The sequence below is a fragment of the Aquabacter sediminis genome (genome assembly GCF_028863665.1).
GTDB lineage: Bacteria > Pseudomonadota > Alphaproteobacteria > Rhizobiales > Xanthobacteraceae > L1I39.
The window spans coordinates 311,216-323,777 of sequence record NZ_JARBFX010000004.1 but is presented as its reverse complement, the minus strand read 5'-3'; the positions used below and the strand labels follow the sequence as shown (position 1 = coordinate 323,777).

The 12,562-nt window shown below is 67.6% G+C and carries 10 protein-coding genes; 7 read left to right on the top strand and 3 right to left on the bottom strand.

The features are described from left to right. Positions 1-62: 62 nt before the first annotated feature. Complete coding sequence (locus tag PV781_RS09850) at positions 63-560, top strand: hypothetical protein (protein ID WP_274775450.1); 498 nt, start codon at positions 63-65, stop codon at positions 558-560. A 24-nt stretch (positions 561-584) separates the two neighbouring features. On the opposite strand, the gene PV781_RS09845 is transcribed toward PV781_RS09850, so the two are convergent. The 3 genes from PV781_RS09845 to PV781_RS09835 form a co-directional block, all read right to left on the bottom strand. After that, complete coding sequence (locus tag PV781_RS09845) at positions 585-1,610, bottom strand: 3'-5' exonuclease (RefSeq protein ID WP_274775449.1); 1,026 nt, start codon at positions 1,608-1,610, stop codon at positions 585-587. Between the two features lie 68 nt (positions 1,611-1,678). Continuing rightward, a complete protein-coding gene (locus PV781_RS09840; protein WP_274775448.1) occupies positions 1,679-3,301 on the bottom strand; it encodes a GMC family oxidoreductase in 1,623 nt (540 codons plus the stop codon). A gap of 146 nt (positions 3,302-3,447) precedes the next feature. Then, on the bottom strand, positions 3,448-4,122 hold the full coding sequence (locus tag PV781_RS09835; protein WP_274775447.1) for a GntR family transcriptional regulator: 675 nt from the start codon (positions 4,120-4,122) through the stop codon (positions 3,448-3,450). A 241-nt stretch (positions 4,123-4,363) separates the two neighbouring features. Here PV781_RS09835 and PV781_RS09830 point away from each other — a divergent pair, with 241 nt between their 5' ends. From PV781_RS09830 to PV781_RS09805, 6 genes are all read left to right on the top strand, one after another. Beyond that, positions 4,364-5,734 carry a malonyl-CoA decarboxylase gene (locus PV781_RS09830; protein ID WP_274775446.1) on the top strand — a complete coding sequence of 457 codons (1,371 nt, stop codon included), beginning with the start codon at positions 4,364-4,366 and terminating at the stop codon, positions 5,732-5,734. Beyond that, positions 5,731-7,266, top strand: a complete 1,536-nt coding sequence (locus PV781_RS09825) for a malonate--CoA ligase (RefSeq protein WP_274775445.1) — start codon at positions 5,731-5,733, stop codon at positions 7,264-7,266. Before PV781_RS09830 ends, PV781_RS09825 begins: the two co-directional genes overlap by 4 nt. 300 nt (positions 7,267-7,566) lie before the next feature. Continuing rightward, complete coding sequence (locus PV781_RS09820; protein WP_274775653.1) at positions 7,567-8,517, top strand: TRAP transporter substrate-binding protein; 951 nt, start codon at positions 7,567-7,569, stop codon at positions 8,515-8,517. A 98-nt stretch (positions 8,518-8,615) separates the two neighbouring features. Beyond that, on the top strand, positions 8,616-9,122 hold the full coding sequence (locus PV781_RS09815; RefSeq protein ID WP_274775444.1) for a TRAP transporter small permease subunit: 507 nt from the start codon (positions 8,616-8,618) through the stop codon (positions 9,120-9,122). A 5-nt stretch (positions 9,123-9,127) separates the two neighbouring features. Continuing rightward, the gene (locus tag PV781_RS09810; RefSeq protein ID WP_274775652.1) at positions 9,128-10,444 is read left to right on the top strand and encodes a TRAP transporter large permease; all 1,317 of its coding nucleotides are present in this window, start codon (positions 9,128-9,130) and stop codon (positions 10,442-10,444) included. Between the two features lie 144 nt (positions 10,445-10,588). Next, positions 10,589-12,562 carry an alpha/beta hydrolase domain-containing protein gene (locus tag PV781_RS09805; RefSeq protein WP_274775443.1) on the top strand — a complete coding sequence of 658 codons (1,974 nt, stop codon included), beginning with the start codon at positions 10,589-10,591 and terminating at the stop codon, positions 12,560-12,562.

Genomic DNA, 12,562 nt, shown 5'->3' with positions numbered 1-12,562 from the left:
CATGCCGCCTCGACACCTGCGGGGCATGGCCCTACCTTTGCGTTGGGCGGGGGATAGGCGGCATGTGGACCATCCTTGAGCGGATCATGGCCGTGATCGGCTTCATCGCCACCATCGTCGGCACGGTGATCGCCTATCGGACATTCATGGATCCGGGCAAACTCGCGGAGGACGTGGCCAGTATCGCCGCTCGCTTGAGCCGCGAGCCCTCCCTGGACCAGCAAGAGCGCCTCTATGTGGGCCAAGTGATGAATATGGGCGACAGATACCTCGTCTATATCGAGAAGCTGCCCACCAGCGCGTCCGGATCGTTCGACCTGAAGCTCTGCGATGCCAAGACCGGCGCCACCATCGGCGAAGGCACCTATGCGTTCGGGCGCGAGGGGGCCGATTTCACACCCCAGTTCAAGCAGGCAGGACCCGCCATCACCATCGTGCTGAACGCCAAGCTGGCGCAGACGACCTTCTCGCGCAAGGAACAGTGGCGCAATGCCAACGGCAACTGGTCCCGCATCGCCGAGCCGAAGATCGTGGCGGGCACCGCCCAATCCTGCCTGTGACAGATCCGGCCCGCGCCGGAGGCCTCACACCCCCGGCCGAAACCGCTCGAAGGCAGTGATCTTCTGGACCATCAGGTCCACCTCGCGCAGATAGATCTCGGCCTTGAGATAGGCCAATTCGTCCGCGAGGCCCGCCTCCGGCACCTCGATCCACCAGGATTTGGGCCGCCCGTCGGAGCCGTCATTCCAGCGATAGCCGCGCTTCTTCAGATGGTCCTTCATGTCGAAGGGCGCGCCTTCCGCCCAGACGCGGAAGGTGGGAAGGCGGGCGGTGGAAAGCAGCCGGGAAAAGGCGATGCCCTCCGCCTCCTTCAAGGGCGCTCCGAGCACGGCAAGGAGCGCCTGGCAATCATCCACGGCGCGGTGGCCATTGTGAAACCAGCCGGACTGGCCCACCAGATAGCCAAGCTTCACTCCCTCGAAGCCGAAGCCCGACCAATCGACCTGCGAGGCCGAGCAGGCCCAGGCCTTGTGGGCGAAGTCCGGCAGCAGGCGCTCGCAGAAGGGGCGGTCGAAGCGGGCATTGTGGGCGATGACCAAGGCGGCGGGGGCAATGAAGCGGGCCACCTCGTCGAGATCCAGCGCATGGCCCTTCACCATCTCCGGCGTGATGCCGGTGAGCTTGGTGATCTCGGCGCTGATGGGCACGGAGGGTTCGCGGAGCTGGCTATAGGTGGCGATCACATCGCCCACCGCGCCATCCTCCCCATAGGCGAAGGCCACCATGCCCAGCTCGATCACCTCTTCCTTGGTGGGGTCGAGGCCGGTGGTCTCGGTGTCGATGATGATTGCGAGCTTTTCCCCCGCCTTGAGAGGCCGGGGCACCACGGGGGGGAATTCCAGCCGGCGCAGGATGCGATAGCGCCCGGTGCGCTCCAGCTCGCAGGCCCAGGCCTCATATTGCGCGTCATAGGCGATTTCGGGCACGGGCGGCGCCACCGGCTCGGGCGCGGGGCGCACGGCGGCCGTGCGGGCGCGGCGGCGGGGCTTATGCACCGCCTCGCCCTCGTCCAGATTCATCAGGGCGAAGAAATCCGCCTGCTGCGCCAAGGCCAAAGCTCCGAATCGCCCCCCTCATATGGGGGTGGCGGGGAGATTACACCATTGGCAAGCCGCCCTCAGGCGCGGGCATCCTCCAGGATCATGCGCGCCCCCTTCTCGGCGATGACGAGGGTGGGCGTGTTGGTGTTGCCCGACGTGATGGTGGGCATGACGGAGGCGTCCACCACCCGGAGCCCCTCCAGCCCCAGCACTTTCAGCCGCGCATCCACCACCGCCGAGGGATCGGAGGGCAGGCCCATCTTGGCCGTTCCCACGGGGTGGAAAATGGTGGTGCCGATATCGCCCGCCGCCCGCGCCAGCGCGCTGTCCTCATCCGGCACGGCGGGACCGGGCAGGATCTCCTGCGGCGTATAGGGGGCAAGGGCCTTCTGGCCAACGATGCGCCGGGCCACCCGGATGGAATCGGCCGCCACCTGCCGGTCCTCCTCGGTGGCGAGATAACCGGGCCTGATCTCGGGGGCGGAGGAAAAGGCGTTGTCCCTCAGCCGGATGGTGCCGCGCGAGGTGGGGCGCAGATTGCACACGCTCATGGTGAAAGCGGGGAAGCGGTGCAGCGGCTCGCCGAACTTGTCCAGCGACAAGGGCTGGACGTGGAACTCGATGTTCGCCCGCTCCTGCCGGGCATCGGAGCGGGTGAAGATGCCCAGCTGCGAGGGCGCCATGGTCAAGGGACCGCGCCGGAACAGGGCATATTGGGCGCCCATCCAGGCTTTGCCGAGCAGGGAATGGTAGCGCGTGTTGAGGGTGCCGATGCCTTGGAGCTTATAGATGAGCCGCAATTGCAGATGGTCCTGCAGATTGCCGCCGACGCCGGGCAGGTGATGGGCGACATCGATGCCCTTGTCCTTGAGATGCTCCCCCGGCCCGACGCCCGACAGCATAAGCAATTGCGGCGAACCCACCGCACCGGCGGCGAGGATCACCTCCCGGCGGGCAATGAGCGTGCGCGGCCCGGCGCGGCCGGTCACCACCACGCCGGTGGCCCGGCGGTTCTCGATCAGCACCTTGCGCACATGGGAGGCGGTGATCATGAACAGGTTGTCGCGATCCAGCACGGGTTTGAGGAAGCCGCGCGCCGCGCTCCAGCGGACGCCGCGCTTCTGGTTAACGTGGAAATAGCCGGCGCCCTCATTGTCGCCGGTGTTGAAATCCTCCACCGCGCGGATGCCCGCCTCGCCCGCCGCCTGCCGCACGGCGTCCAGCAGCGGCCAGGTCATGCGCGGAAATTCCACCCGCCATTCTCCCCCCTTGCCGTGATGGGCGTTGGGGCCGAGGAAATGGTCCTCATTGCCCTTGAAGAGGGGCGCGAGATCGTCCCAGCCCCAGCCGGGAAGGCCCAATTGCCGCCAATGGTCATAATCGGCCGCCTGGCCGCGCATGGAGATCATGCCATTGATGGCGGACGAGCCGCCGATCACCTTGCCGCGCGGATAGTTCAGCGCGCGGCCATTGAGGCCGGGCTCCGGCTCGGTCTTGAAGCACCAGTCGGCGCGAGGGTTGCCGGTGGCATAGAGATAGCCGACGGGAATGTGGAACCAGATCCAGTCATCGCGCCGCCCCGCCTCCACCACCGCCACGCGCATGTTGGGGTCTTGCGAGAGCCGATTGGCGAGAACGCAGCCGGCGGTGCCCGCGCCCACCACGATATAATCGAAGATGTCGTCCACTTCCCCCGCCATGGCGTCGGCCTCCCGGTCTTGTTGTCGGGACTGTGGCGGGGGGCTGGCGCAGGGGCAAGAGCGACGCTGTGCCTCCCCGGCCGCATCCGCCTCCACTTGGGCCATGCCAGGAGCGCGCTGTGAATGCGCCATAAGTCGAAGGCAGGTCACCCGGTGGCGGCGGTGCCTTCGGTCTCGTCCTGCAAGGCTGTGAGGAGGGAGAGGAAGCGCTCGCCCTGCACCAGCACATGGGCGCGCATGGCGGCCGCGGCGGCCTCCCCGTTCCCCGCGAGCAAGGCGGTGAGAATGGCCTCGTGCTCGGCGAAGGAGGCATCCATGCGGCGCGAGACACGCAATTGCAGGCGCCGATACGGCTGAAGCCGTCGCTGGAGCCGGCGCGCCTCCGCCGCCAGAATGCGGTTTCCGGTGGCGTCATAAATGGCCTGGTGGAACACCGCATTGGCCGGGTAATAGGCGCCCGTATCGCCCGCCGCCACCGCCTCCGCGCAGGCGCGGTGCGCCGCCTCCAGCGCCGCGCGGTCGTCCGGCTCCATGCGCTGGGCGGCCAGGCGCGCGCAGGCGCCTTCCACTTCCGACATGAGCTCGAAGGACTCAACCAGTTCGCGCGGGCCAAGCAGCACCACGAAGGCCCCGCGCCGGGGACGGATTTCAACCAGGCCCGAGGACGCCAGCTGGATCAGCGCCTCCCGGATAGGGGTGCGCGAGACCTGGAAGCGTTCGGCGAGGCCCACCTCGTCCAGCCGCTGCCCCGGCCGCAGCCGGCCGGCGACGATGTCGTCCTCCAGCGCCTCACGCAGGCGCGGCGTGGCCTCTCCCCTCACCGCTTCGCTCCTTCAGCTTCAGCGTCACTTTAGCATCTCGTCACATACAGTCATCACCAATCTTGCATACATGATGATTGACGAATGATGCAAACGGCTCTTAGATGTGTAGGACGACGGGGGAAGCTCTGCTCCATGCCTCATCTGCCCACACAATGTCCCAAAGGCCCCCAAGGCAGCCTTGCAATGCGGGCCGCAGACCGGCCCAATGGACACTGATCGAACAGGCGGACAGGACCCCATGAGCTCCAACACCTCCTTCTTCGGCGACCTCCTGAACTCCATTGCCGATCGCGGCCGGGCGCTCCTGGACCGCAACAGCCGGGTGAGCGGCGCCACCAAGGCGGCGACCTTGGTGGACCGGTGCCAGGACCTGCTGTCCGGCAAGGGCGAGGCCTCCGGCGTTGCGCTCGCCACCGATATTCTCGACCGCTATGCCCGCATGAAGACCGGCGAGCGCATCGCCTTCTTCGAGGCCCTGCACGAGACCTTCGGCGCCGACCTGCCGCGCCTGGAAAAAGCGGTCGCCGCCTATGGCAAGACGGGCTCGGACGCGGCCATCGCCGAATTGCACAATGCCAGCGAGCCGCGCCGGCAGGAGCTGTTCCGCCGCTTCAACATGGCCCCCGGCGCCACCGGGCAATTGGTGCGCATGCGCGAGCACCTGATGGACGCCATGGCGCTGCGGCCCGACCTGGCGCCGGTGGACCGGGACTTCGGCCACCTCTTTTCCTCCTGGTTCAATCGGGGGTTTCTGGTGCTGCGCCGCATCGACTGGGCGACACCCGCCAATGTCCTTGAAAAGATCATCCGCTACGAGGCGGTGCACGAGATCAAGGACTGGAACGACCTGCGCGCCCGCGTCGACACGCCCGACCGGCGCTGCTACGCCTTCTTCCATCCCACCCTGGTGGACGAGCCGCTGATCTTCGTGGAAGTGGCGCTCATGCGCGAGACGCCCGGCGCCATCGCCCCCATCCTGGACCAGACCCGCGCCCCGCTCGACCCGGGCACGGCGACCACGGCGGTGTTCTATTCCATCTCCAATTGCCAGCGCGGGCTCGGCGGAGTGTCCTTCGGCCACTTCCTCATCAAGCAGGTGGTGGAGGAAATCTCCCGCGAGATCCCCTCGCTCACCACCTTCGTGACGCTCTCCCCGGTGCCCAGCTTCCGCGCCTTCGTGAACAGCACCCGCGCGGACGAGACCTCGCCCATCCTCACCCCGGCCGACCGGCAGGTGCTCACGCGCCTCGACACGGCGGGCTGGGAGGCGGACGAGGCCGCCCGCGCCGAGCTGACGCCGGTCATCAACGCACTCGCCGCCCATTATTTCCTGGTGGCGCGCACCGCCAAGGGCAAGCCGCTCGACCCGGTGGCGCGCTTTCACCTCGGCAATGGCGCGCGGCTGGAACGCATCAATCCCATGGGCGACCTCTCGCCCAAGGGCATCGCCCAGGCCGCCGGCCTGATGGTGAACTACCGCTATGTCCTGGCCGACATTGAGAAGAACCACGAAGCCTATGCCGGCAAGGGCGAGGTCGTGGCGAGCGCTCCTGTCAAGAAACTGCTGCGCGGCGAGGCCAGCGCGCGCAGCCTGGTGCCCGTGCAATGACCTCTCCTGCCAAGAAGAACCACCTCTTCTCCGCCTTCGAGGCGGCGATCCCGGCCCTCGACAAGCCGCTCGTGCTGCATCCCGATGGTGGCCGCGAGACATATGCGGACGCGCTCGCCCTGTCGGCGCGCCTCGCCCATCTGCTCGTCGCCCGCGGCGTGAAGCCCGGCGACCGGGTGGCGGTGCAGGTGGAGAAGTCCTGGACGGCGCTGGCGCTCTATCTTGCCGCCGTGCGGGCGGGCGCGGTCTACCTGCCGCTCAACACCGCCTATACGCTGGCGGAGATCGAGTACTTCCTTTCCGATGCCGAGCCCACCGTCATGGTGGCGCGCCCGGAAGTGGCTGATGACATGCGCGCGCTCGCCACCCGCCTCGGCGTGCCCCATGTGGAAACGCTCGGCACCGACGGCAAGGGTTCGCTGACGGAGGGCGCCGCCGGCCTGCCGGAGACCTTCGAAAACGTGCCGCGCGGGCCCGATGACCTCGGTGGCATCCTCTACACGTCGGGGACCACGGGGCGGGCCAAGGGGGCCATGCTCTCGCACGAGAACCTCCTGTCCAACGCCTTGACCCTGCGCGACTATTGGCGCTTCACGTCGAACGACGTGCTGATCCACGCGCTGCCCATCTTCCATACGCACGGCCTGTTCGTGGCCACCAACATCATCCTCTTGTCCGGCGCGTCCATGATCTTCTGCCCGAAGTTCGACGCCCGCGAGGCCCTCGGCCTGATGCCGCAGGCCACCAGCCTGATGGGCGTGCCCACCTTCTACACCCGTCTCCTCGACCAGCCCGGCCTCACCCGCGAGGCCACCGCCCACATGCGCCTGTTCGTTTCCGGCTCCGCCCCGCTGCTCGCCGAGACGCACCGCGCCTTCCGCGAGCGCACAGGACAGGCGATCCTGGAGCGCTATGGCATGACCGAGACCGGCATGAACACCTCCAACCCCTATGATGGGGACCGGCGGGCCGGCACCGTGGGCTTCCCTCTTCCGGGCATCGACCTGCGGGTGACCAATCCGGAAACCGGCGCGGTTGTAGGCACCGACGAGATCGGCATGATCGAGGTGAAGGGCCCGAACGTGTTCAAGGGCTATTGGCGCATGCCGGAGAAGACCGCCTCGGAATTCCATGACGGCTTCTTCATCACCGGCGATCTCGGCAAGGTGGATGGGGACGGCTATGTCCACATTGTCGGGCGCGGCAAGGATCTCGTCATCACCGGCGGCTTCAATGTCTACCCGAAAGAGATCGAGGGCGAGATCGACGCCATTCCCGGCGTGCTGGAAAGCGCCGTCATCGGCCTGCCGCACAAGGATTTCGGAGAGGGCGTGACCGCCGTGGTGGTGCGCACCAAGGGTGCGACCGTCACCGAGGCGGAGATTCACAAGGCGCTGGAGGAGCGGCTCGCCAAGTTCAAGCTGCCCAAGCGGGTCTTCTTCGTCGACGAACTGCCCCGCAACACCATGGGCAAGGTGCAGAAGAACGTGCTGCGCGAGACCTACAAGGACGCGTACCAGTCCGCCGCGTAACACCGGACCGGCCGCAGCGGCCACCGGACCATGAAAACGCCGCCGGTCCGCCGGCGGCGAAACAAGAAACCCGTCCCGGCCGCCAAGCCGCACGGGCCGCAGCGTGGTCACCGCGCGCGGAACTTCACGCGAGAGCGTCACGCCGCACCTGATACCGGGCGGCATCCGAGGAAACGCCAAGGCCGCCTTTTCGGCCGCCACAAGGAGAATGCCATGACCGGATTCCCCCGGGCCCAAGCCCCCCGTACCCGTCGCTTCACCTTGCGCCAGATGGCCTATGCCGCCGGCGCCTGCCTGCTGATGACCGCCCCGGCTCTGGCGCAGGACATCACGTTGCGTGCTTCGCACCAGTTTCCCGGCGGCAAGGGCGATCCGCGCGACGAAATGGTCCAGATGATTGCCCGCGACGTGGAAGCGGCCAATGTGGGCCTGAAGATCCAGGTCTTTCCCGGCGCCTCCCTCTACAAGCCCAACGAGCAATGGGGCGCGCTGACCAAGGGCCAGCTGGACATCTCCTCTTTCCCCCTGGACTACGCCTCCGGCCGCGTGCCGCAATTCTCCGCCACCCTCATGCCGGGGCTGGTGCGCAATTTCGACCGCGCCGAGCGCCTCAATGACTCGCCCTTCATGGTGGAGATCAAGAAGATCGTGGAGGCCCAGGGCGCCATCGTCATCGCCGATGCCTGGCTGTCCGGCGCCTTCGCCTCCAAGAAGGGCTGCATCACCAATCCCGAGAGCATCAAGGGACAGGTGACGCGCGCCGCCGGCCCCGCCTTCGAACAGATGCTGGCGGCGGCGGGGGCCTCCATCGCCTCCATGCCGTCGTCCGAAATCTATTCGGGCATGCAGACCGGCGTTCTGGATGCCACCAACACCTCGTCCGAGAGCTTCGTCTCCTATCGCCTCTACGAGCAGGTCAAGTGCCTGACCGCGCCGGGCAAGAATGCGCTCTGGTTCATGTACGAGCCGGTGCTGATGTCCAAGCAGGTGTTCAACCGCCTCAAGCCCGACCAGCAGAAGGCGATCCTGGACGCCGGCAAGAAAGCGCAGGCCTGGTTCGCCGAGCAGGTGAAGAATGCGGACCAGAAGCTGATCGACACCTTCAAGAAGGCCGGCGTCGAAGTGGTGGAGATGTCCGCCTCCGACTATGACGCCTGGCTGAAGGTGGCGCAGGAAAGCTCGTACAAGAACTTCTCCGAGAAGGTGAAGGGCGGCGACGAGCTGATCAAGAAGGCCCTGGCGGTCCAGTGAGGCCCCGCCGGCTCTCCCGCACGGGGGAGCCGGCAACGCCCGCACCCCTTTCGCGTCCAGACCTCCCGCGTCCGGTTCCTTCCGCCCAAGGCTGATCCATGACCCGCCTGTTCCTATCCGCCGTGGACATGCTCTCGAAGCTTGCCGGCGTCATCGCGGCGCTGATGCTCATCGGCGCCATGCTGGTGACCTGCCAGATGATCTTCCTGCGCTACGTGTTCCGGGCGCCCACCATCTGGCAGACCGACTTCGTGATCTTCACCGCCACCGCCGCCGTCTTTCTCGGCGCGCCCTATGTGCTGCTGACCCGCGGCCATGTGGGCGTCGACGTGATCGAAATGGTGATGCCGCCCGGCCCGCGCCGGCTGCTGGGTCTTATCGGCGCCGGCTTCGGGCTGCTCTTCTGCCTCGCCATGAGCGTGGCGAGCCTGATCTTCTTCCACGAAGCCTATGTGAATGAATGGCGCACCTCCACGGTGGCCGCCATCACCTTGTGGGTGCCGCTGCTGCCGCTGCCTGTGGGGTTCATCCTCCTCTCCCTGCAATATGTGGCCGAGATCATCCGCCGGGTGCAGGGCCGTGGCCCGTTCGGAGAACACGCATGATGGCCCTGTCTCCCACCCTGTCCGGGCTTGTGATTGTCGGCCTCCTGCTGGCGCTGCTCGCCACCGGCATGCCCATCGCCTTTGCCCTCGGCCTGTCCGCCATTGGCGGCCTTCTGATCGCCTCCGGCCCCGGCGTGTTCGAGGTGCTGGCAGAGACCATGTTCGCCGGCATCGCCTCGCTGGCCTATGTCTCCATCCCCATGTTCGTGCTCATGGGTGCGGCGGTGGCCGCGACGCCGGCCGGGCGCGACCTTTACGAGGCGCTGGACCGTTGGCTGAACCGGGTGCCCGGCGGCCTCGTCCTGTCCAATATCGGCGCCTGCGCCATCTTCGCCGGCATGACCGGGTCGAGCCCCGCCACCTGCGCCGCCATCGGCAAGATGGGCATCCCGGAGATGCTGAAGCGCGGCTATCCCGCCTCGGTGGCCACCGGCTCCATCTGCGCGGGCGGCACGCTCGGCATCCTCATCCCGCCCTCGGTGACGCTTATCGTCTATGGCATCGCCACCGAGACCTCCATCGGCCGCCTCTTCCTGGCCGGCGTGATGCCGGGCCTCATGCTCACCGCCATGTTCATGGCCTGGGCGCTGATCGACTGCCGGCGCAAGAAGTTCTCGTTCGACAATGCCGGCAAGGTCTTCACGCTGGGCGAGAAATTCGCCGCCCTGCCGAAGGTGACGCCCTTCCTGCTCATCATCGCCGGCACGCTCTATGTGCTCTATGGCGGGGTGGCCACCCCCTCCGAGGCAGCGGGCGCGGGCGCCTTCCTGACGCTGGGCGTCGTCATCATCATGTACCGGCTGTTCCAGCCAAAGCCCATCATCGAAATCTTCAGCTCCACCATGCGCGAGAGCGTGATGATCATGATGATCATGGCCTCGGCGGAGCTGTTCGCCTTCGCCTTGTCCTCGCTCTTCATCACCCAGTCGGTCGCCGCCTCCATCGCCGGGCTGGAGGTGAACCGCTGGGTGCTGATGGGGCTCATCAACGTCTTCCTCCTGGTGGCCGGCATGTTCCTGCCGCCGGTGGCCATCATCGTGATGTCCGCCCCCCTGCTCTATCCCATCATCGTCAGCTCGGGCTTCGATCCCTATTGGTTCGCCGTGGTGCTGACCATCAATATGGAGATCGGGCTCATCACGCCGCCGGTGGGGCTCAACCTGTTCGTGGTCAATGCCATTGCCCCGCAGGTGCGCACCAGCGAGGTGCTGTGGGGGGCCTTCCCCTATGTGCTGACCATGATCCTCGGCATCATCATTCTCTCCATCTTCCCGGGCATCGCCACCTGGCTGCCGGACCTGGTGATGGGCCCGGCCCAATAAGGGGGCCCCCTGCCCGCCCCGGCGGGGGCGGGCCGTTCCGCACCACGTCTCCCTTTCGCCCGTCTGCGGGCCGGCTCAGCCGGCAACGCTTCACCCGCCGGCCGCGCCGGCCCGCGCACCCGCACACCGCGGGGGAGGACACGCATGACCAAGCCCACCCGCCCGCGCACCGCCCGAAAAGCCGGCCTTCCCCCGCGCCGCACCGGCGCCCTGGCCGTGCCGCTTGTCCTCGCAGCCTCCGGCGCCCTTCTCGGTCCGGCGGCGGCAGAGGTGACGCGGCTTGAGGACCTCAAGCGCACCCCAGCCTATGACGGCCGCAGCTTCGGCGGTGCCGGCGCCTATGAGAAGATCGAGGCGCGGGTGCACTTCGCCATCGATCCCAAGTCGGAACGCGCGCGGAAGGTGGCGGGCATCGACAAGGCGCCGGTGAACGCCAAGGGCGAGGTGGAATTCTCCACCGAGATGGTGATCCTCGCACCCCTCGACGCGGCCGCCGGGGCGCGGACCCTGTTCTACGAGGTGCCCAATCGGGGGCGGAACCTGTCTTTCCCCCTGCTGAACGCGGTGACCAAGGCCGGTCCCGCCTTCACGGTGGACGATCCCGGCGACGGCTTCCTGATGCGCCAGGGCTTCACGATCGTATGGAGCGGCTGGCAGACGGACCTGGGCGACACGCTCATGGACATCGCCCTGCCGGTGCTGGCGGGCGTCACCGCCCCCTCCCGCGAGGAATTCATTTTCGAGGATGCCAAACCCGTCAGCACGGCCAAGCTCACCTATCCGGCCGCCGACCTCGACCCCGCCAAGGCCACCCTCACCGTGCGCGCGAAGACGGGCGATGCCCGCGCGACGCCCGCCGGCCTCTCCTTCCGCTTCGTGGACGCCCAGACCGTGGAGATCACCCGCCCGGCGGGCCTCGATGGCGGGGCCATCTATGAGTTCATCTATCCGGCCCGCGACGCGGTGCCCGCCGGCCTCGGCTTCATCGCCACGGCGGACCTCGTCTCCTTCCTGCGCGGCCATGGACCTGAAGGGGTGAAGAGCCCGGTCGGCCCCATCGACCACACGATCGGCCTCGGCATTTCCCAGTCCGGCCGCTTCCTGCGCGATCTCGTCTACCAGGGCTTCAATGCGGACGCAGGCGGCAAGCCTGTCTTCGACGGCGTCATGCCGCACATTGCCGGCTCCCGGAAGACCTTCACCAACGATCCCTTCGCCCAGCCCGGGCGCTACTCCCGCCAGCACGAGGACCACGATTATCCCGGCGATCAGTTCCCCTTCACTTATGTGGACATGACCGACCCGGTGAGCGGCCGCACGGACGGCATCCTGAAGGCCTGCGGGGCGACGCAGACCTGCCCGAAAGTGATCCACACCGACACCTCCACCGAGTTCTGGCAGGGCCGCGCGGCTCTCGTCTCCACCGCCCCCGACGGCACGGCCCTGACCATGCCGGAGACGGTGCGCCTGTTCTTCCTGGCGGGAGCGCCGCATTTCAATGCGTGGGGCGCCTCATCGCGCGCCGACAAGACCTGCCTTTTTCCCACCAATCCCCTGAGCGTCGGCCCCACATTGCGGGCGCTGACGGTGGCCATGAAGGACTGGGTGAGGGGCGGCAAGGCGCCGCGCGCTTCGGTCTATCCGGCCGGCAAGGAGGCCCTGGTGGCGCCCGAGACGCTCGGCCTGCCGCGCATCGAGGGCACCGTGCCGCGCCCGCCGGTGAATGGACTGAACGTGCGCGACACCGCCGTGCCGCCCAGGGACGGCGCCGCCTATGCCATCCTGGTGCCGAAGGTGGATGGGGACGGCATGGCGCTCGGCGGGGTGCGGGAAGTGCCGGTGGCCGCGCCGCTCGGCACCTATTGGGGCTGGAACCTGCGCCGCGAGGGTTTCGCACCGGGCGAACTGTGCAGCCTCACCGGCAGCTTTGTGGCTTTCCCCAAGACGCAGCTCAACTCCGACAGCCGCGCGCCCCTCTCCGCCCGCTATGGCTCTGCGCAGGACTATGAGGCGGCGCTGGCCAAGGCGGCCGACGGCCTCGTCGCCGAGGGGCTGATGCTGCCGGAAGACCGCGCCATGGTGCTGAAGGCCGCGCCGGCTTTCCCGGCCGCACAGTGA

Excerpts from the sequence above, each read along its gene's own strand:
- PV781_RS09840 (WP_274775448.1), bottom strand. The coding sequence starts at position 3,301 with ATGGCGGGGGAAGTGGACGACATCTTCGATTATATCGTGGTGGGCGCG.
- PV781_RS09850 (WP_274775450.1), top strand. The coding sequence starts at position 63 with ATGTGGACCATCCTTGAGCGGATCATGGCCGTGATCGGCTTCATCGCC.
- PV781_RS09805 (WP_274775443.1), top strand. The coding sequence starts at position 10,589 with ATGACCAAGCCCACCCGCCCGCGCACCGCCCGAAAAGCCGGCCTTCCC.
- PV781_RS09825 (WP_274775445.1), top strand. The coding sequence starts at position 5,731 with ATGACCTCTCCTGCCAAGAAGAACCACCTCTTCTCCGCCTTCGAGGCG.
- PV781_RS09820 (WP_274775653.1), top strand. The coding sequence starts at position 7,567 with ATGACCGCCCCGGCTCTGGCGCAGGACATCACGTTGCGTGCTTCGCAC.
- PV781_RS09815 (WP_274775444.1), top strand. The coding sequence starts at position 8,616 with ATGACCCGCCTGTTCCTATCCGCCGTGGACATGCTCTCGAAGCTTGCC.
- PV781_RS09830 (WP_274775446.1), top strand. The coding sequence starts at position 4,364 with ATGAGCTCCAACACCTCCTTCTTCGGCGACCTCCTGAACTCCATTGCC.